An 18,165-nucleotide genomic window follows, 5' to 3' on the forward strand; every position below is an offset into this window, starting at 1 on the left:
GGACTATGGACCGTCCTTGGGAGCATATCGACGACCTCGAAGGCGCCGATATCTCCAAGGCCGTTGCCGCGTATTGTCATGTCAGTCTGGCGCATTTGATGATGCAGGACCGGATCTATGACGGGCTTTTCGGCGATGCACGACGCATCGGCATCCTGAACGAGGCTTCCGGACCTGTCGCCAAGGTCATTCAGGACACGCTCTTCGACGCGAACGTCCTGGGGATTTGCCGATTGCTCGATCCGGCCAAGCCGTCCCGGCGGCCGTCGCGGAACCTGACATTCGCGCTGCTGATCGACACCTTGCCGACATCGGATAACCGGCAGGCCTACGGTGCGGAACTCCAGATGCTGCGTGACAGGGCCAGGTCACTCCGGGATCGGCGCGACAAGCATCTTGCCCATACGGATGTCGATGCGCTGCGGAACGGCGCACAGGTCGGTTGGGTCGATCCACGAGGGATCAGGGCGATCCTTCTGCGGATGGGGGACCTTCTTGCCCGCATCCATCAGGCGGAGTTTCAGATCCATCTGATCGTCTGGCCGCCCGACGATCATCACGAGATCGACTTTCTCAGGTCGCTGCTTCTGGGAAACGATGCCCGCAAGGCGGTTCGGGCGGCGTTCGTCCAGCGCTTTGTCGACACCCCGCCCCAAGGGGCACTGCCGCAGCCCGAGGACGATTTTCCCGCCTGGCTGCAGCCCCGACCGGAGCCGGACTAAACGTCCAGCTCCTCCACGAACCGCGCGTTCTCCTGGATATACTCGAACCGCAGCTCCGGCTTCTTGCCCATCAGGCGCTCGACCAGATCGCCGGTCTCTCCGCCCTCGTCATCGTCGATGCTGACGCGGATCAGCTTGCGCGAGGCGGGGTCCATCGTGGTATCCTTGAGGTCCTTGGCGTCCATCTCGCCCAGGCCCTTGAAGCGCTGCACGTCGATCTTGCCGCGCCCGCCCAGGCCGCGCGCCATTGCCCGGTCCTTCTCCGCGTCATCCGACACATAGAGGCGCTGCGCCCCTTGGGTCAGACGATAGAGCGGCGGGCAGGCGAGATAGAGATGCCCCTTGTCGATCATCGGCCGCATCTGCGTGAAGAAGAACGTCATCAGCAGCGAGGCGATATGCGCGCCGTCCACATCGGCATCGGTCATGATGATGATCTTGTCATAACGCAGATCGTCGATGTTGAAGCGCGACCCCATCTGCACGCCGAGCGCTTGGCAGAGGTCGTTGATCTCCTGATTGGCGCCCATCTTGGCCGAGGCCGCGCCCAGCACGTTCAGGATCTTGCCGCGCAGGGGCAGAAGGGCCTGGGTGCGGCGGTCGCGGGCCATCTTGGCGGACCCGCCCGCCGAATCGCCCTCGACGATGAACAGCTCGGTGCCGTCGCGGTTCGTGGCGCTGCAATCGACCAGCTTGCCGGGCAGGCGCAGCTTTTTTGTGGCGGTCTTGCGCGCGGTCTCCTTTTCCTGGCGACGGCGCAGGCGTTCCTCGGCGCGCAGGATCAGGAAGTCCAGGATCGCCCCCGCCGATTTCGTGTCCGAGGCCAGCCAGTTGTCGAAATGGTCGCGCACCGCGCCCTCGACCAGGCGGGCGGCCTCGGTCGTGGCCAGGCGGTCCTTGGTCTGGCCCACGAATTCAGGTTCGCGGATGAAGCAGCTGACCAGCGCGCAGCCGCCCACGGCCAGGTCCTCGCGGGTGATCTGGGCGGCCTTCTTGTTGCTGACCCGTTCGCCATAGGCGCGGATGCCCTTCAGGATCGCGGTCCAGAAGCCCAGCTCATGCGTGCCGCCCTCGGGCGTGGGGACGGTGTTGCAATAGGACTGGATGAAGCCGTCGCGGGCGGGGGTCCAGTTCACCGCCCAATCGACCTTGCCCGGCACGCCGAACTTGGCGTTGAAATCGATGCTGCCGGCAAAGGGGCGTTCGGCATAGGTGCTGGCGCCCGACAGCGTCTCCGACAGGTAATCGGCCAGGCCGCCGGGGAAATGGAAGACGGCCTCGCGCGGGGTCTCGCCGTCGTCGATCTCGGTCTTCCAGCGGATCTCGACGCCGCTGAACAGATAGGCCTTGGATTTCACCATCTTGATCAGCCGGGCGGGCTTGAAGCGGTGATGGCCGAAGATCTGTTCATCGGCATGGAAGGTCACGGTGGTGCCGCGCCGGTTGGGGGCCGCGCCCACGCGTTCGACCGGCCCCTGCGGGATCCCGCGCGAGAAACGCTGCTCGAACAGCTCGCGGTTGCGGGCGACCTGGACGACCATGCTGTCGGACAGCGCGTTCACCACCGAGGCACCGACCCCGTGCAACCCCCCCGAGGTCTGGTAGGCATCGCCCGAGAACTTGCCCCCCGCATGCAGCGTGCACAGGATCACCTCCAGAGCGGATTTGCCGGGGAACTTGGGATGCGGGTCGATGGGGATGCCGCGGCCGTTGTCGCGGATGGTGACGCTGTGATCGGCGGCCAGCTCGACCTCGATGCGGGTGGCGTGGCCGGCCACGGCCTCATCCATCGAGTTGTCGAGGATCTCGGCCACCAGATGGTGCAGCGCGCGTTCGTCGGTGCCGCCGATATACATGCCGGGGCGCTTGCGCACGGGCTCCAGCCCCTCCAGCACCTCGATCGAGGATGCGGAATAGGCGTCGCTGGCGGCATTGCCGGAAAGAAGGTCGTCGGCCATCACTCGTCCCACAGGTTCGGAAATGGGGGCTTATCTCATGCGGTGGGGGCGGGCGGCAAGGGGGCGCGCCCCCGCGTTAGGCGGGTTCAGCCTCGCGCATCTGCCACATGCGCTGGAATGCCGGGCGGTCCTGGCAGGCCGACAGCCAGGCGCGGATCGCGGGAAAGGGCTGCAGCAGCGCGTCATGGCCTTGGGCATAGCGGATCACCTCGGCCAGGTTCAGGTCGGCCACGGTGAAGCGGCCGCCGACCAGATAGGCGTGGATGGCCAAGTGATCCTCGACCACCTTCAGGGGCCGGACCAGGCGTTCGGCGGCCTCGGCCACGATGCCTGCATCCTCGCCATCCTGCAGCGCGCCGCGATTATGCAGCATCAGGATGGTCAGCGCGTCGGGCTCGATCGCGGTGGCGCCATAGAAGGACCATTGGCCCATCAGCGCGTCCTCGGCGTAGTCCTGCGGGCCGACGCTGGTGCCGTGCTTGCGCGCCAGATGCAGCGTGATGGCCAGCGATTCGGACAGGACCAGGCCCTCGTCCTCGATCACGGGGATGGCACCGGCGGGCGACAGGGCCAGGAAATCCGGGCTGCGGGTGCTGGGCCGGGGGTCGGTCTCGGCGATGCGATAGGCCTGGATCACCGGCTCCTGCCGGTAGGGCAGGTCTAGTTCGTGGCACAGCCAGATCACGCGCGAGGCGCGCGACCGGGTGACGCCGTGGATGATCAGCATGTTGGCCCCCTTGCTTCGGATCAGGGGACACGATGCGGCGGGGGCGCCGATCCTGCAAGACCCCTCAGCGCGGAGCGCGGGCGGCGGCGCGGTCGATGGCGTCGACGATGGCCTGCGGATCGCCGTGCTGGGGCATGTGCCCCTGGCCCGGCAGGATGGTCAGCGCCGCATCGGGCAGCGCGTCCGACAGGGGCAGGGCATGGATGTCGGGCGGCACGATGGTGTCGGCGGCGCCGTGGATCACCTCGACCGGCAGGGTCAGGCGCGGATAGCCCGGCGCCATGGCCCGCAGATAGGGCCGCAGCTGGGTGATCTGGGCGGCATTCGCGCGATAGCTGCCGCGCCGCGCCGCCAGCCCTACGCCGATGTGGTCTGCGTAGCCCGCGGGCACGGGCTGGGGCGCAAAGATCCCCGCCATGATCCGGTCCCCGAGCGACAGTGGCGCGAAGGCCGTCAGCAGGGGCGGCCCCACCCGGTCCCCCAAGGGCGTCGAGATGAAGGCATACCACCCCGTCATGTCCCCCGGCCAAGGCATGGTCGCCCCCGAGACGACGACCAGCGCGCGGGTCCGATCGGGCGCGCGCATCGCCCAGGCCAGCGCCACCGCCCCGCCATAGCTGTGGCCCAGGACAATGGGATCGCGCACGCCCAGCTGGTCCGCCGCGGCGCGCAGATGTTCGGCCTGGGCGATGGGGTTCTGGGTCTGCGGCCCGATCGGATCGGTCCATCCCAGCCCCGGCCGGTCGAAGGCGATGACCCGGTATCGGTCCTGCAGCCGCGCCACCAGGTCGAAGGTGAAATCCCGGCTGCTGCCGCTGGCCCCGTGCAGCAGGATCAGGTCCGGCCCCCGGCCCGCGACATGGGCATGCACGGTGGTGCCGTTCACCTCGATCAGCTGGCCGGTGGGGGGGAATTCGGTCTCGAAGGCGGTCTCGCGCGCGGTGGCGCGGGCGTCGATCAGCGCGCCGCAGCCCGATACCAGAACCGCCAGCGCCGCCATGCCCAGCATCGCCCGGCCACCCATGCCACCCGTGAACCGCATCCGCAGCGCCCCTTTTGTCCGTCCGTTCCGCCCCGCCGCGATCCGCTGGCGCAGCGGTGATTTGCATGGCGGGCCCCATGCGCGTAACTGGGCACGCCCGGATTGCCAAGGTGCCCCGTGATGACCCTGCGACCGACTCTCGCTGCTGTGACGATGGCGGCCCTGCCAAGCGGGGCGCTGGCCCATCCGCATGTCTTCATCGATGCCGCCCTGTCGCTGGTCTATGACGACCAGGGCCGGCTGTCCGAGGTCGCGGTGGAATGGGAATACGACGATTTCTATTCCTTCCTGATTATCGAGGACATGGGCCTCGACCCCGATGGCGACGGGGTGCTGACGCCCGAGGAACAGGCCGCGATCCAGGATTTCGACGCCGATTGGGAGGAGGGCTTTGACGGCCGCCTCTATCTGGGGGTCGAGGGGCGGCGCGTCGCATTGCAGGCGCCGCGCGATTTCGGCGCCGATTACCGCGACGGGCGGCTGGTCTCGCGCCATGTGCGCCCGCTGGCCGCGCCTCTGGACGGGGCGCTGCCGCTGCTGGTCCAGGTCTATGACCCGGAATTCTACGTCCAGTTCGCCATCCCGGATACGCCCGTGATCCAGGGGGCCGATTGCGCGGCCGATCTGCGCCCGGGCGATCCCTTCGCCAGCGCCGATGCCTATGCCCGCGCCGTGGCCGATGCCTTGGACAGCGGCATCGCCACCGAGGCCGAACAGGAGATGCTGGTCGTCGATATCGGCTCGATCGGGGCCGATGCCGTCCATGTCCAATGCGAGGGGGCCCCATGAACCGCGCGCTGGCCCTGACCGGGCTGATCGTCGCCGTCATCCTGGCGGCCCTGTGGATGTCCGGCGGGCTGGTCGGGGTGGAACGATGGGCCACCGAACAGCAGCGCACGGCCCAGAACCTGATGGCGGGGGCGCTGCGTGCGCTCCGCGCGGGCGAGCCGGGGGCCGTGGCCTCGCTGCTGGGGCTGTGCTTTGCCTATGGGGTCGCCCATGCGGTGGGACCGGGGCATGGCAAGGTGGTGATCGGCAGCTATGGATTCGGATCGTCGGTGCCGATGATGCGGCTGGCGGGGCTGTCGCTGGCGGCGTCGCTGGCGCAGGCGGGCACGGCGATCGTGCTGGTGGCGGGCGGCATCGCGATCCTGGATCTGGGGCGCGAGACGCTGACCGACCTGTCCGAGGGTGCGATGGTCCGCCTCAGCACGGCGATGGTGGCGGCGGTGGGGCTGTGGCTGGGCTGGCGGGGCCTGCGGATGCTGCGGGCCGAGGCGCGGGCGCATCGCCACGATCACCACCATCATGACGGATGCGGCTGCGGCCATGCCCATGGCCCGACCCCCGCCCAGGTCGCCCAAACCCGCAGCCTGCGCGACGGGCTGCTGGTGGTGGGCAGCATCGCGCTGAGGCCCTGCACGGGGGCGCTGTTCCTGCTGATCCTGACATGGCGGATGGGGATCTTCGGCATCGGCATGGCGGGGACGGTGGCCATGGGCCTGGGCACCGCGCTGGTCACGGTGGCGGTGGCGGGGCTGGCGGTCTGGGCGCGGCGCGGCAGCCTGTCGCTGGTCCCCCGGACCGGGCCCATGGCGCAGGCGGCGCGCTGGCTGCCCGGCACGATGCAGCTGGGGGCGGGCGCGCTGATCGCGGCCGTGTCGCTGGCGGTGCTGCTGCGGTGATCTTGATCCAGGTCAAGGCGCGGGCCCCCGCCGCGCCCTAGACCCGGCAGGCGCAACAGGAGCCTGCCATGACCACCCCCGCCCCCGATCCGGCCCCGCCGGGGCTCTACGCCCCGCGCGAGCCGATCTTTCCCAAACGCGTCAGCGGTCCGTTCCGCAGCCTGAAATGGGCGGTGATGGCGGTGACGCTGGCCATCTACTACGTCACGCCGTGGATCCGCTGGAACCGCGGGCCGGACATGCCCGACCAGGCGGTGCTGGTCGATCTGGCCGGGCGGCGGTTCTTCTTCTTCGGGATCGAGATCTGGCCGCATGAATTCCACATCGTCGCGGGCCTGCTGATCATGGCGGGGCTGGGGCTGTTCCTGTTCACGGCGGTGCTGGGGCGGGTCTGGTGCGGCTATGCCTGCCCGCAGACGGTCTGGACCGATCTGTTCATCTGGGTCGAGCGGCTGATCGAGGGCGACCGAAACGCCCGCATCCGCCTGCACCGCGCCCCCTGGGGGCCGCGCAAGGCGGTGCTGCGGGTCGCGAAATGGGCCGCATGGCTGGTCATCGCGGCGGCGACGGGCGGGGCCTGGGTGTTCTATTTCACCGATGCGCCGACGCTGCTGCGCGATCTGGCGACGCTGCAGGCCCATCCGATCGCTTGGGCCACGATCGGGGTGCTGACCGCGACGACCTTCGTCTTTGGTGGATTCGCGCGCGAACAGATCTGCATCTATGCCTGCCCCTGGCCGCGCATCCAGGCCGCGATGATGGACGAGGACACGCTGACCGTCGGTTATCGCGCCTGGCGCGGCGAGCCGCGCGGCAAGGGCGCGGGGGCGGGGGACTGCATCGACTGCATGGCCTGCGTCAGCGTCTGCCCCACGGGCATCGACATCCGCGACGGCCAGCAGCTGGAATGCATCACCTGCGCGCTGTGCATCGATGCCTGCAACCAGATGATGGACCGCACCGGGCGCCCGCGCGGCCTGATCGCCTATCTGGCGCTGAGCGACGAGACCGCCGAGCGCGCCGGCCGCCCGCGCCGCCCGATGCTGCGCCACATCCTGCGGCCGCGCACGCTGCTCTATGCGGGGCTGTGGTCGGGGGCGGGGCTGCTGCTGGCGGCGGCCATCCTGACCCGCGCCCCGGTCGAGATGACCGTCGCCCCGGTCCGCAACCCGGTCTTCGTCACCCTGTCGGACGGGTCGGTGCGCAACGCCTATGAGCTGCGGCTGCGCAACAAGCAGCACCATGCCGCGACCTTCCAGCTGGGGCTGGATGGCGCCGAGGCGCAGATCGCGGTGGAGAACGCAGCCGATGCGCAGATCACCGTCGGCCCCGACCGCAGCCTGACGCAGCGCGTCTATCTGACCGCACCGCCGGGCAGCGACCTGGCCCAAGGGGGCATCACCGGCCTGGCGCTGACCGTGCGCGACCTGGACGGCCCCGCCCACAGCCGGATCGACACCATCTTTCATGGAAGGCAAGCAAGATGACCCGCGAACTGACCGGCCGGCATGTGCTGGCGATCACCCTGACCGCATTCGGCCTGATCATCGGCGTGAACCTGGTCATGGCCTTCAACGCGATCGCCAGCTTTCCGGGGACCGAGACCGCCAGCTCCTATATCGCGTCCCAGCATTTCCAGGCGGATCGCGATGCCCAGCAGGCCCTGGGCTGGCAGGTCGATCTGGACCAGGACGCCACCGGCCTGCGCCTGCGCATCACCGATGCGGCGGGCCTGGGCGTCGCGCCGCGCAGCCTGGAGATGGTGCTGCGCCGCCCGACCTATCGCGACAGCGACATGCCCGCCCGGTTGGAGCCCCTGGGCCCCGGCCTCTGGCATGCGGCGCTGGCCCCGGCGCCGGGCAACTGGAACGCCGATCTGCGGGCCGAGGCCGCCGACGGCACCGCCTTTCGCCAGCGCATTCAGCTGCATGTGGGGGGCCGCCCGTGACCGCGATCCTGCATCAGCCGCGGCTTGGGGCCTGCCCGGCCTGCGACGCCGCCCCCGACCGCATCATCCTGTCGCTGCCCGACGCGCATTGCGCCCTGTGCATCACCCAGGTCGAGGAGGCGCTGAGCGCGCTGCCGGGCGTACGATCGGCCCGGGTGAACCTGACGCTGCGCCGGGTCACGGTCGATGCGCCGGGCCTGTCGCCCGATGCGCTGATCGCTTGCCTCGCCCGCGCGGGCCATCCTGCGCATGAACTGGACCCCGACGCCTTGGCCAGCACCACCGCCGACCGGGCGGGGCGCGACCTGCTGATGCGGATCGGCGTGTCGGGCTTTGCGATGATGAACATCATGGTTCTGTCCGTCGCCGTCTGGTCGGGGGCGGATGCGGCCACGCGCGACCTGTTCCACTGGGTCAGCGCGGCCATCGCCCTGCCGACCGTGGCCTTTGCGGGCACGCCCTTTTTCGCCAGCGCCTGGCGGTCGCTGCGGGCCGGGCGGCTCGGGATGGATGTGCCGATCTCGCTGGCGCTGATCCTGGCCAGCGCCATCAGCCTGTTCGAGACCGCCCATTCCGGCCATCACGCCTATTTCGACGCGGCGGTGATGCTGTGCTTCTTTCTGCTGATCGGGCGCTATCTGGACCATCGCACCCGCGCAATCGCCCGGTCCGCCGCGGCTGAGCTGACCGCGCTGGAGGTGCCGCGCGCCACGCTGCTGTCGGGGGTGGTCGAACGGGTCGTGCCGGTGGCCGAGCTGCGCGCGGGCGACATGATCCGCCTGCGCCCGGGCAACCGTGTGCCGGCCGACGGCATCGTGACCGACGGCCGGTCCGAGATCGACCGGTCCCTGCTGACGGGCGAGACGCTGCCCGTGCCCACGGCCCCGGGCATGGCCCTGTCGGCGGGCGAGGTGAACCTGACCGGCCCCCTGATCCTGCGCGTGACGGCGGCGGGCCCCGACAGCTCGCTGGCGCGGCTGACCGCCCTGGTCGAGGCGGCCGAGACCGCGCGCGGGCGCTATACCTCGCTGGCCGAACGCGCGGCTAAGGGCTATTCGCCCGCGGTCCATGCCTTGGCGGCGGCCAGCTTCGCGGGCTGGTTCTGGGCCACGGGCGACATGCGCGTGGCGGTGAACATCGCGGCGGCGGTGCTGATCATCACCTGTCCCTGCGCCCTGGGGCTGGCGGTGCCCGCGGTCGTCACCGCGGCATCGGGGCGGCTGTTCCGGCGCGGGCTGCTGATCAAGGACGGCACCGCGCTGGAACGTCTGGCCCAGACCGACACGGTGGTCTTCGACAAGACCGGCACGCTGACCATGGGCATGCCGCGCCTGGTCGATGCCGATGCGGTGCCGCCCGCGCTGCGGCCCGTGGCGCTGGCCTTGGCCAAGGGATCGGCCCATCCGCTGGCCCGCGCCTTGGCATCGGCGCTGGAGGGGACCGTCCCCGCCGCCCTGACCGATCTGCGCGAGCATCCGGGCCTGGGGATCGAGGGCACCACCCCGGACGGGCCCGCGCGCCTTGGCCGTGCCGAATGGCTGGGCTGCCCCGAGGATCCGGGTGCGGGCCTGCAGACCTGGCTTTCGGTGCCGGGGCATGCGCCCCTGCGGCTGGATTTCCAGGACCGGCTGCGGCCGGGCGCGGGGGAATGCGTGTCGCGGCTGCGGCTGCAGGGGATGCGGGTGATCCTGCTGTCGGGCGACCGCGCCGCGCCGGTGGCGGATCTGGCGGGCCAGCTGGGCATCGCGGAATGGCATGCGGGCATCGACCCCGCCGGCAAGGAGGCGATGATCGCCGCCCTGTCGGATGCGGGCGCGCGGGTCCTGATGGTGGGCGACGGGCTGAACGACACGGCGGCGCTGGCGCGGGCCCATGCCTCGATCTCGCCCGCCAGCGCGCTGGATGCGGCGCGGGTGGCCAGCGACATGGTGCTGACGGGCCAGGACCTGACCCCCGTGGCCCAGGCCCTGCGCGTCGCGCGCCAGTCCACCCGCCGCATCCGCGAGAATTTCGCGATCTCCTTCGGCTATAACGTGGTGGCGGTGCCGGTGGCGCTGATCGGGCTGGCGACGCCCCTGCTGGCGGCGCTGGCCATGTCGATCAGCTCGGTCACGGTGACGTTGAACGCGCTGCGGCTGGACCGGGGGGATCGCTGATGGACATCCTGGCGATCCTGATACCGGTCTCGCTCGGGCTGGGGGCGGTGGGGCTGGGGGCGTTCCTCTGGGCGCTGCGCCACCGCCAGTTCGACGATCCGAACGGCGACGGCCAGCGCGTGCTGTCCGACCGGTGGGACGACCGCCCCCCGCCGGATTAGAGCGCCAGCCGGTCCAGCACCGCGCGCAGCGCCGGGCCGTCGGCGGCGCGCCCGGCGAACAGCGTCGCCTGCGAACGCAGGATCGGGGGCGCGTCCAGGATGCGCAGGTTGTTGGCGCGCAGCGTCTCGCCCGATGAGGTGATGTCGGCAATCGCCTCGGCCGTCTGGTTGGCGACGGTGCCCTCGGTCGCGCCCTGGCTGTCGACCAGCTGGTAATCGGCGACCTCATGCGCGGCCAGCCAGGCGCGGACCAGGCGGTGGTATTTCGTGGCGATGCGCAGGCGGAACCCGTGCTCGGCGCGGAAATCGCGGGCGATGGCGGCCAGGTCGTCCAGATCGCGGCAATCGCGCCAGCATTCGGGCACCGCCAGGATCAGGTCGGCATGGCCGAAGCCCATCGGCGCGACTTCGGTCACCACGTCGCGCCAGCCGGCCAGCTTCTCGCGCACCAGATCGGTGCCGGTCACGCCCAGCTCGATCCGGCCGGCGGCCAGTTCGCGCGGGATCTCGCCCGCGGACAGCAGGACCAGGGCCATGCCCTCGATCCCGTCCACGCGGCCCGCATATTCGCGGTCCGAGCCGCTGCGCGACAGGCGCAGGCCGCGATCCGCGAACCAGTCGAAGGTCTGTTCCATCAGCCGCCCCTTGGACGGCACGCCGAGCCGGATCATGCGCGCCCCTCCAGTTCGGCGACGAGGCCGGGGCGGATGATGCCGCCCACGGCCGGGATCTCGCGCCCGCGGCCCAAGACGCGGGTCAGCGCGTCATAGCGCCCGCCCGATGCGACCGGCGGCCAGCCCGCCCGGTCGGCCAGAAAGCTGAAGGTGAAGCCGTCGTAATATTCCATCGTCATGCGCCCGTGGCTGGCATCGAAGATCACCGCCCCCAGGTCGATCCCGCAGGCGGCGATGGCATCGAACCGCGCGCGGATGCGAGCCACGGCGGGGGCGATGGCGGGCATGTCGCGGGCCAGGTCGGCCAGGGCGGGCAGGGCCTCGGGCGCGGGGGCGCGCAGCGCGAAGAGGCGGTCCAGACGCTCGCTCCAGGCCGGGGGCAGGGGGGCCACGGCGGCGTCGCCGCGCAGCCGGGCGATGCGGCGGATCATCTCCTCCTCGGTCCGCATCCCGGCCCAGGGGGCGGGGCCTTCGGGAAAATCGCGCGCCACGGCGGGGGCCGAGAACCGCGCCAGCATGCGCGCGAAGCGGCCCGGCCGCCAGATATGGTGCATCAGCGCCTCGGCCCGGGCCTGGGTCAGCGGCAGGCCGCGCACCGCATCCAGCAGCAGGCCCATGTCGCCCGTCTGCGCCTGCAGGCCCAAGGGCGCCAGCGCGTCGTGGAACAGCGCAAAGACCTCGGCATCGGCAGCGGGGTCGCGGCTGAACAGCTCGAACCCGCATTGCAGGTATTCGTGGTCGCGCGGCGTCTCGGGGCGGGTATCGCCCATGTCCTGCTTGCGGAAGACCTCGCCCAGATAGCAATAGCGGGCGGGCTCGGCCCCGTTCGACATATGCGCCTGGACGACCGGCACGGTGAAGTCCGGGCGCAGCATCATCTCGCCCCGGATCGGGTCCTGGGTGACATAGGCGCGGGCGCGGATATCCTCGCCATACAGATCCAGCAGGTCGCCCGCGGGCAGCAGGATGTCGGGCGCGATCTCCTCGGCGCCCGCGTCGCGAAAGCGCGCCAGCAGGCGCTGGCCCACGGATTGCTTGGCCTGCTTGGGGATCATGACAGGATGCGCCGGACTTCGGCGACCAGATCGGCGCGGGCGACCTCGGTCTGGGCGGGCTGGGATTTCCATTCCTCGACCGAGGCCTCGGCCGCGATCCGGGCGCCCAGGACCAGGTCCTTGACCTGAACGACGCCGCGCGCCGCCTCGTCCGCGCCTTGGATGATCGCCACGGGCGCGCCGCGCTTGTCGGCGTATTTCAGCTGGTTGCCGAAGTTCTTGGGGTTGCCCAGATAGACCTCGGCCCGGATGCCCGCCGCGCGCAGATCGGCGGCCATGGCCTGATAGTCGCCCATTCGGTCGCGGTCCATCACGGTCACCACGACCGGCCCCGCGCTGTCGGCCCCGCCCAGCCCCTTGGCCCGCAGCGCGGCCAGCAGGCGGTCCACGCCGATGCTGACGCCGGTCGCAGGCACCTTCTGCCCGGTGAAACGTTCCACCAGCCCGTCATAGCGCCCGCCGCCCGCGACTGACCCGAACTGCCGCTTGCGGCCCTTTTCGTCCAGGATCTCGAAGGTCAGCTCGGCCTCGAAGACCGGCCCGGTGTAATATCCTAGGCCCCGCACGACCGAGGGGTCGATGACCGCGCGATCCTCGGCCACGCCCATCGCGGCCAGCATGTCGGCGATCTGGCGCAACTCCTCCACGCCCTCGGCCCCGATGGCCGATCCGCCGACCGCCGCCGCCAGATTGTCCAGCGTCGCGGCATTGTCCGCGCCCTTGGCCTCCAGAAAGGCCAGAACCGGCGCGGCCTGGTCCGAGGTCAGGCCCACGCCGTCGATCCGCGCGCCGCTGTCGTCCAGTCGGCCCGTGGTCAGCAGGGCCAGCACGCCCTCGCGGCCGACCTTGTCGAACTTGTCGATCTGGCGCAGCACGTCCTCGGCCTGATCCTCGCGGACCTCGGCCGCCTCCAGCACGCCGTTCAGGACCTTGCGGTTGTTGATGCGCACCAGATAATCACCGCGTGCGATGCCCACCGCCTCCAGCGCATCGGCCAGCATGGCGCAGATCTCGGCATCCGCCGCGACGGAGGCCGACCCCACCGTATCCGCATCGCATTGATAGAACTGCCGGAACCGCCCCGGACCCGGCTTTTCGTTGCGCCAGACCGGCCCCATCGCATAGCGGCGATAGGGGCTGGGCAGATCGTTGCGATACTGCGCCGCGACGCGTGCCAAGGGCGCGGTCAGGTCATAGCGCAGCGCCAGCCAGTCACCCGCCGTGCCGCCGCCGGGCACCGCCTCCTCCTGCCAGGCAAAGACGCCGGCATTGGGGCGGTCCACATCGGGCAGGAACTTGCCCAGGGCCTCGACCGTCTCGACGGCGCTGGTCTCCAGCGGGTCGAAGCCATGGCGGTGATAGATGGCGGCGATGCGGTCCAGCATGTCGCGACGCTCGGTCACGTCGGCGCCGAAGTAATCGCGGAACCCCTTGGGCGTCTCGGCCTTGGGACGGGGCTGCTTCTTGTCTTTTGCCATGGTATCGATCGCCTTTTCGGGCCCATATTCAGGCGCCGCTGTAACGGAAGGTGACGACATGGACAAGGATCAGGAAAACCGCCTGCATCAGCTGGAGGAGACGCTGGCCCACATGACCCGCCTGACCGAGGACCTGTCCGAGGTGATCGCCCGCCAAGACCGCGACCTGGCCCGCCTCACCGCCCGCGTCGACCGCCTGACCCTGGCCGAGGCCGAACGCCAGGCCGACGCCCCCGGCAGCGTCGCCTTGGCCGACCAACGCCCGCCACACTGGTAGCGTCCGGTTTCTCCGTTGTGAAAATACCCTCGGGGGGTCCGGGGGGCGAAGCGCCCCCGGCCACCCCCCCCCGGCAAGGTCCCGACAAAGCCGCTTTCCCCGCCGGGCGCGATGCGTTAATGCCGAGGCGAAAAGAGCTTCGGACAACGAAAAGGATCGCTCATGGCCAATGTTGTGGTTGTCGGCGCCCAGTGGGGCGACGAAGGCAAGGGCAAGATCGTCGACTGGCTGTCGGAACGCGCCGACGTCATCGCGCGCTTCCAGGGCGGCCACAATGCCGGCCACACGCTGGTGATCGGCGACAAGGTGTTCAAGCTGTCGCTGCTGCCCTCGGGCATCGTGCGCCAGAACAAGCTGGCGGTGATTGGCAACGGCGTCGTGCTGGACCCCTGGTCGCTGTTTGCGGAGATCGACAAGCTGGCGGGGCAGGGCGTCCGGATCTCGACCGAGAACCTGATGATCGCCGAGAATACCCCGCTGATCCTGCCGCTGCACCAGGACCTGGACAAGCTGCGCGAGGAGGCCGCGGGCAAGGCCAAGATCGGCACCACCGGCCGCGGCATCGGCCCGGCCTATGAGGACAAGGTCGGCCGCCGCACCATCCGCGTGGCCGACCTGGCCGATGAGGAGACGCTGGACGCGCGCCTGGACCGCCTGCTGGCCCATCACGACGCGCTGCGCAAGGGGTTGGGCGCCACGCCCATCGACCGCGCCGATCTGAAGGCCCGCCTGATGGAGGTGGCGCCCAAGCTGCTGCCCTATGCCCAGCCCGTCTGGAAGATCATGGCCGATGCCCGCAAGGCCGGAAAGCGCATCCTGTTCGAGGGCGCCCAAGGGTCGCTGCTGGACATCGATTTCGGGACCTATCCCTATGTGACTTCGTCGACCACGACCTCGGGGGCTGCGGCCAGCGGGACGGGGATGGGGCCGGGGGCGATCGGCTTCGTGCTGGGGATCGTCAAGGCCTATACGACCCGCGTGGGCGAAGGCCCGTTCCCGACCGAGCTGGACGATGCCGACGGCCAGCGCTTGGGCGAGCGGGGCCATGAATTCGGCACCGTCACGGGCCGCAAGCGGCGCTGCGGCTGGTTCGATGCGGTGCTGGTGCGCCAGACCTGCGCGATCAGCGGCGTCAACGGCATCGCGCTGACCAAGCTGGACGTGCTGGACGGGTTCGAGACGCTGAAGATCTGCACCGGCTACGAGATCGACGGAGTCCGCTATGACTATCTGCCGACCGCCGCCGCGCTGCAGGGCCGGGTGCGCCCCATCTATGAGGAGATGGAGGGCTGGTCCGAATCCACCGCCGGGGCCCGCAGCTGGGCCGAGTTGCCCGCCGCCGCGATCAAGTATGTGCGCCGCGTCGAGGAACTGATCCAGTGCCCGGTCGCGATGCTCTCGACCAGCCCGGAGCGCGACGACACGATCCTGGTCACCGATCCCTTCGCGGATTGATTGCGTCCCGCGACGCGCGGGGGACATCCTGTCCCCCGCACCCCCTTGGGCGTCGCGTGCCGCCCCATGTAAAGGCCCCGATCCCATGCAGTTGAAGACCCGCAAGCGCCTGTCCATCCTGATCCTGGTCGTGCTGATGCCGCTTTACGTGGTCGTCGCGGTGACGCTGATGAACTGGATGGATGCGCGCTTTGGCCGCCAGCCCTTCTGGGTCGAGCTGCTGATCTATGTCGTGCTGGGCGTTCTGTGGGCCCTGCCGTTCAAGGCGGTCTTCCGCGGCGTCGGCAAGGGGTGAGCGCGGCGCCCGTCCGTCATCCGCGGGGCGTCACCGTCATCGGCGGCGGTGCGGTCGCGCCCGGCGATCTGGCAGCGGCCCGGGCGGTCGCGCCGCTGCTGGTTGCGGCAGATGGCGGCGCGGACCGGGCCATCGCCCTGGGCCATGCGCCGGACTGGCTGATCGGCGATCTGGACAGCGTATCGCCCGCCGCGCGCATGGCCTTGGACCCCGGCCGCATCCTGCATGTGGCCGAACAGGACAGCACCGATTTCGCCAAATGCCTGCAGCGGATCGACGCGCCGCTGGTCATGGCGGTGGGCTTTGCCGGGCTGCGGCTGGATCACAGCCTGGCGGCGCTGACGGTGCTTGTTCAGGCCGGTCCGGGCGTGGTCATGCTGGCATCGGACGACGTGATCATCGCCTGCCCGCCGCGGCTGTCGCTGGACCTGGCGCCGGGCACGCGGGTCTCGCTGTTTCCGATGGGGCCGGCGCGCGGCACCAGCACGGGGCTGGAATGGCCCATCGACGGGATCGCGCTGGCGCCCGACGGGCGGGTCGGCACTTCGAACCGGGCCTTGGGCCCCGTGACGCTGGAGATCGCGGGGCCGGTCCTGCTGATGCTGCCGCGCGACCGCCTGGAGGTGGTCCTGGGGGCGGTCCGCGGCTAAGCGGCGGTTGCCGTCCGGCCCTGCATCGCTTATCTGAAGGGCCAACCCCGGAGGTCCTCCATGTCGCTGAACCCGATCCGTCCCTGGCGCAACATCGAACGGCGCAAGTCGCGCCAGATCATGGTCGGCAACGTCCCCGTGGGCGGGGATGCCCCGATCAGCGTGCAGACCATGACCAACACCGACGGCCATGACGTCAAGGCCACGCTGGCCCAAGTCATCGCCGCCGCCGATGCCGGTGCCGACATCGTCCGCATCAGCGCCCCCGACCAGGAGACCACCCGTGCCCTGCGCGAGATCTGCCGCGAAAGCCCGGTGCCGATCGTGGCCGACATCCATTTCCACTACAAGCGCGCCATCGAGGCCGCAGAGGCGGGCGCCGCCTGCCTGCGCATCAATCCCGGCAATATCGGCGACGAGAGCCGCGTGCGCGAGGTCATCAAGGCGGCCAAGGATCACGGCTGTTCGATCCGCATCGGCGTCAATGCCGGGTCGCTGGAGCGTCACCTGCTGGAGAAATACGGCGAGCCCTGCCCGGATGCCATGGTCGAGAGCGGGCTGGACCACATCAAGATCCTGCAGGACAACGATTTCCACGAATTCAAGATCAGCGTGAAGGCCAGCGACGTGTTTCTGTCGGCTGCGGCCTATCAGATGCTGGCCGAAGCGACCGACGCGCCGATCCATCTGGGCATCACCGAGGCGGGCGGATTCGTCGGCGGCACGGTGAAATCGGCCGTGGGTCTGGGCAACCTGCTGTGGATGGGCATCGGCGACACGATCCGGGTCAGCCTGTCGGCCGATCCCGTGCAGGAGGTCAAGGTCGGCTTCGAGATCCTGAAATCGCTTGGGCTGCGGACGCGGGGCGTGCAGATCATCAGCTGCCCCAGCTGCGCGCGGCAGGGTTTCGACGTGATCCGCACCGTCGAGGCGCTGGAGCAGCGGTTGGAACATATCAAGACGCCCATGTCGCTGTCGATCATCGGCTGCGTGGTGAACGGGCCGGGCGAGGCGCTGATGACCGATCTGGGCTTCACCGGCGGCGGCGCGGGGTCGGGTATGGTCTATATGGCCGGCAAGCAGAGCCACAAGCTGTCCAACGACCAGATGATCGACCATATCGTCCAGTTGGTCGAGGAGCGCGCCGAGGCGCTGGACCGCGAAGCCGGGGCGCAGACCGCGGCGGAATGACGCTTCGCCGCATCCGATCCAGGATGCGGCAGTCGCGAAAAGGACAAGGCACCGGGCCCCATTGTGCGTTGCGTGGGGCCTGATCGCGCAACGTCCGCTGGCCTCAAACCTCGTTAACCGTTTTTCCGCGGACTCCCGGCGCCAGTTTCACGCAGCGCCAGGAGGCCGCCATGACCAACAGCCCCATCACCCGGATCGTGCTGCATTACAGCGCGACCTATCCCGATCAGGATATTGGTGCGGCCGAGATCGACCGCATGCACCGCGCGCGGGGCTTTGCCAGCATAGGCTATCACTATGTCATCCGCCGCGACGGGTGGGTCGAGAAGGGACGGCCGGACCATGTCCAAGGCGCCCATGTCTCGGGGTATAACAGCGGGAGTATCGGGATCTGCTGTGTGGGCGGCGTCGAGCGCGCCACCGGGCCGAATGTCGGGATCGACAACCGCACCGAGGCGCAGAAAGTCGCGACCGTCGCCCTGCTGCGCGACCTGCTGGCGCGGCACCCGGGCGCCGCGCCGGTCGGGCATCGCGATCTTGGGGCCACGCAATGCCCGGGCTTTGACGTTGGCGCCTGGTGGGCGGCGGTCAACGCGCCGGTCCCGGAGGTGGTGGCGCGGCCCGCGGGCGGCTTCTGGGTGGCGATCGCCGGCCTGCTGGCGGGGCTGGTCATGCGCCGCGCGCGCTGATC

19 protein-coding genes are annotated in these 18,165 nt (G+C 70.0%); 13 read left to right on the forward strand and 6 right to left on the reverse strand.

All coding sequences use genetic code 11. The annotated features are described in order from the left end of the window. Positions 1-5: 5 nt before the first annotated feature. Complete coding sequence (locus tag JHW48_RS08295; RefSeq protein WP_119887283.1) at positions 6-722, forward strand: AbiU2 domain-containing protein; 717 nt, start codon at positions 6-8, stop codon at positions 720-722. Here the strand turns inward: JHW48_RS08295 and parE are convergent. The 3 genes from parE to JHW48_RS08310 all read right to left on the reverse strand — a co-directional run bounded on the left by parE (position 719) and on the right by JHW48_RS08310 (position 4,449). Further along, positions 719-2,680 (reverse strand): DNA topoisomerase IV subunit B, encoded by a 1,962-nt coding sequence (gene parE, locus JHW48_RS08300; RefSeq protein WP_119887289.1) that lies wholly within the window; start codon positions 2,678-2,680, stop codon positions 719-721. The genes JHW48_RS08295 and parE overlap by 4 nt on opposite strands. A 76-nt stretch (positions 2,681-2,756) precedes the next feature. Next, positions 2,757-3,407 carry a glutathione S-transferase family protein gene (locus JHW48_RS08305; RefSeq protein WP_119887282.1) on the reverse strand — a complete coding sequence of 217 codons (651 nt, stop codon included), beginning with the start codon at positions 3,405-3,407 and terminating at the stop codon, positions 2,757-2,759. Positions 3,408-3,471: 64 nt separating this feature from the next. Further along, positions 3,472-4,449: an alpha/beta fold hydrolase gene (locus JHW48_RS08310; protein ID WP_240637936.1), complete on the reverse strand. Its 978-nt coding sequence runs from the start codon at positions 4,447-4,449 to the stop codon at positions 3,472-3,474. A 120-nt stretch (positions 4,450-4,569) separates the two neighbouring features. On the opposite strand from JHW48_RS08310, the gene JHW48_RS08315 reads away from it, so the two are divergent. From JHW48_RS08315 to ccoS, 6 genes are all read left to right on the forward strand, one after another. Beyond that, positions 4,570-5,238 (forward strand): DUF1007 family protein, encoded by a 669-nt coding sequence (locus JHW48_RS08315; RefSeq protein WP_119887281.1) that lies wholly within the window; start codon positions 4,570-4,572, stop codon positions 5,236-5,238. After that, on the forward strand, positions 5,235-6,134 hold the full coding sequence (locus JHW48_RS08320) for a nickel/cobalt transporter (protein ID WP_119887280.1): 900 nt from the start codon (positions 5,235-5,237) through the stop codon (positions 6,132-6,134). Before JHW48_RS08315 ends, JHW48_RS08320 begins: the two co-directional genes overlap by 4 nt. A gap of 68 nt (positions 6,135-6,202) precedes the next feature. Next, positions 6,203-7,621 (forward strand): cytochrome c oxidase accessory protein CcoG, encoded by a 1,419-nt coding sequence (gene ccoG, locus JHW48_RS08325; protein ID WP_119887279.1) that lies wholly within the window; start codon positions 6,203-6,205, stop codon positions 7,619-7,621. Beyond that, complete coding sequence (locus JHW48_RS08330) at positions 7,618-8,082, forward strand: FixH family protein (RefSeq protein WP_119887278.1); 465 nt, start codon at positions 7,618-7,620, stop codon at positions 8,080-8,082. The genes ccoG and JHW48_RS08330 overlap by 4 nt, the downstream gene beginning before the upstream one ends. Then, positions 8,079-10,238 (forward strand): heavy metal translocating P-type ATPase, encoded by a 2,160-nt coding sequence (locus tag JHW48_RS08335; RefSeq protein WP_419182378.1) that lies wholly within the window; start codon positions 8,079-8,081, stop codon positions 10,236-10,238. The genes JHW48_RS08330 and JHW48_RS08335 overlap by 4 nt, the downstream gene beginning before the upstream one ends. Beyond that, positions 10,238-10,399 carry a cbb3-type cytochrome oxidase assembly protein CcoS gene (gene ccoS / locus JHW48_RS08340; protein ID WP_119885115.1) on the forward strand — a complete coding sequence of 54 codons (162 nt, stop codon included), beginning with the start codon at positions 10,238-10,240 and terminating at the stop codon, positions 10,397-10,399. Before JHW48_RS08335 ends, ccoS begins: the two co-directional genes overlap by 1 nt. On the opposite strand, the gene hisG is transcribed toward ccoS, so the two are convergent. From hisG to hisS, 3 genes are read right to left on the reverse strand one after another with little or no spacing between them, the layout of a single operon-like run. Next, positions 10,396-11,070, reverse strand: a complete 675-nt coding sequence (gene hisG, locus JHW48_RS08345; RefSeq protein WP_119885114.1) for an ATP phosphoribosyltransferase — start codon at positions 11,068-11,070, stop codon at positions 10,396-10,398. The two genes, ccoS and hisG, sit on opposite strands and share 4 nt — an antisense overlap. Then, positions 11,067-12,128, reverse strand: a complete 1,062-nt coding sequence (locus JHW48_RS08350; RefSeq protein WP_419182379.1) for an ATP phosphoribosyltransferase regulatory subunit — start codon at positions 12,126-12,128, stop codon at positions 11,067-11,069. Before JHW48_RS08350 ends, hisG begins: the two co-directional genes overlap by 4 nt. Beyond that, positions 12,125-13,606: a histidine--tRNA ligase gene (gene hisS, locus JHW48_RS08355; RefSeq protein ID WP_119885113.1), complete on the reverse strand. Its 1,482-nt coding sequence runs from the start codon at positions 13,604-13,606 to the stop codon at positions 12,125-12,127. The genes JHW48_RS08350 and hisS overlap by 4 nt, the downstream gene beginning before the upstream one ends. 58 nt (positions 13,607-13,664) lie before the next feature. Here hisS and JHW48_RS08360 point away from each other — a divergent pair, with 58 nt between their 5' ends. From JHW48_RS08360 to JHW48_RS08385, 6 genes are all read left to right on the forward strand, one after another. Continuing rightward, on the forward strand, positions 13,665-13,883 hold the full coding sequence (locus JHW48_RS08360; RefSeq protein WP_119885112.1) for a SlyX family protein: 219 nt from the start codon (positions 13,665-13,667) through the stop codon (positions 13,881-13,883). A 162-nt stretch (positions 13,884-14,045) separates the two neighbouring features. Continuing rightward, entirely contained in the window at positions 14,046-15,338 is a 1,293-nt protein-coding gene (locus JHW48_RS08365) for an adenylosuccinate synthase (protein WP_119885111.1), read from the forward strand. An 85-nt stretch (positions 15,339-15,423) separates the two neighbouring features. After that, complete coding sequence (locus tag JHW48_RS08370; protein WP_119885110.1) at positions 15,424-15,633, forward strand: DUF2842 domain-containing protein; 210 nt, start codon at positions 15,424-15,426, stop codon at positions 15,631-15,633. Beyond that, the gene (locus JHW48_RS08375) at positions 15,630-16,283 is read left to right on the forward strand and encodes a thiamine diphosphokinase (RefSeq protein ID WP_119885109.1); all 654 of its coding nucleotides are present in this window, start codon (positions 15,630-15,632) and stop codon (positions 16,281-16,283) included. The genes JHW48_RS08370 and JHW48_RS08375 overlap by 4 nt, the downstream gene beginning before the upstream one ends. Positions 16,284-16,343: 60 nt before the next feature. Next, positions 16,344-17,474: a flavodoxin-dependent (E)-4-hydroxy-3-methylbut-2-enyl-diphosphate synthase gene (gene ispG / locus JHW48_RS08380; RefSeq protein WP_119885108.1), complete on the forward strand. Its 1,131-nt coding sequence runs from the start codon at positions 16,344-16,346 to the stop codon at positions 17,472-17,474. Positions 17,475-17,644: 170 nt separating this feature from the next. Next, positions 17,645-18,163 carry an N-acetylmuramoyl-L-alanine amidase gene (locus JHW48_RS08385; protein WP_119885107.1) on the forward strand — a complete coding sequence of 173 codons (519 nt, stop codon included), beginning with the start codon at positions 17,645-17,647 and terminating at the stop codon, positions 18,161-18,163. Positions 18,164-18,165: the final 2 nt, after the last annotated feature.

Source organism: Paracoccus aestuarii (assembly GCF_028553885.1).
Classification (GTDB): domain Bacteria; phylum Pseudomonadota; class Alphaproteobacteria; order Rhodobacterales; family Rhodobacteraceae; genus Paracoccus; species Paracoccus aestuarii.

Coding starts and splice junctions, on each gene's coding strand:
- JHW48_RS08305 (WP_119887282.1), bottom strand. CDS start 3,407: ATGCTGATCATCCACGGCGTCACCCGGTCGCGCGCCTCGCGCGTGATC.
- JHW48_RS08365 (WP_119885111.1), top strand. CDS start 14,046: ATGGCCAATGTTGTGGTTGTCGGCGCCCAGTGGGGCGACGAAGGCAAG.
- ccoS (WP_119885115.1), top strand. CDS start 10,238: ATGGACATCCTGGCGATCCTGATACCGGTCTCGCTCGGGCTGGGGGCG.
- JHW48_RS08295 (WP_119887283.1), top strand. CDS start 6: ATGGACCGTCCTTGGGAGCATATCGACGACCTCGAAGGCGCCGATATC.
- ccoG (WP_119887279.1), top strand. CDS start 6,203: ATGACCACCCCCGCCCCCGATCCGGCCCCGCCGGGGCTCTACGCCCCG.
- JHW48_RS08360 (WP_119885112.1), top strand. CDS start 13,665: ATGGACAAGGATCAGGAAAACCGCCTGCATCAGCTGGAGGAGACGCTG.
- JHW48_RS08370 (WP_119885110.1), top strand. CDS start 15,424: ATGCAGTTGAAGACCCGCAAGCGCCTGTCCATCCTGATCCTGGTCGTG.
- ispG (WP_119885108.1), top strand. CDS start 16,344: ATGTCGCTGAACCCGATCCGTCCCTGGCGCAACATCGAACGGCGCAAG.
- hisG (WP_119885114.1), bottom strand. CDS start 11,070: ATGATCCGGCTCGGCGTGCCGTCCAAGGGGCGGCTGATGGAACAGACC.
- JHW48_RS08385 (WP_119885107.1), top strand. CDS start 17,645: ATGACCAACAGCCCCATCACCCGGATCGTGCTGCATTACAGCGCGACC.
- JHW48_RS08310 (WP_240637936.1), bottom strand. CDS start 4,449: ATGCGGTTCACGGGTGGCATGGGTGGCCGGGCGATGCTGGGCATGGCG.
- JHW48_RS08315 (WP_119887281.1), top strand. CDS start 4,570: ATGACCCTGCGACCGACTCTCGCTGCTGTGACGATGGCGGCCCTGCCA.
- parE (WP_119887289.1), bottom strand. CDS start 2,680: ATGGCCGACGACCTTCTTTCCGGCAATGCCGCCAGCGACGCCTATTCC.
- JHW48_RS08350 (WP_419182379.1), bottom strand. CDS start 12,128: ATGATCCCCAAGCAGGCCAAGCAATCCGTGGGCCAGCGCCTGCTGGCG.
- JHW48_RS08330 (WP_119887278.1), top strand. CDS start 7,618: ATGACCCGCGAACTGACCGGCCGGCATGTGCTGGCGATCACCCTGACC.
- hisS (WP_119885113.1), bottom strand. CDS start 13,606: ATGGCAAAAGACAAGAAGCAGCCCCGTCCCAAGGCCGAGACGCCCAAG.
- JHW48_RS08320 (WP_119887280.1), top strand. CDS start 5,235: ATGAACCGCGCGCTGGCCCTGACCGGGCTGATCGTCGCCGTCATCCTG.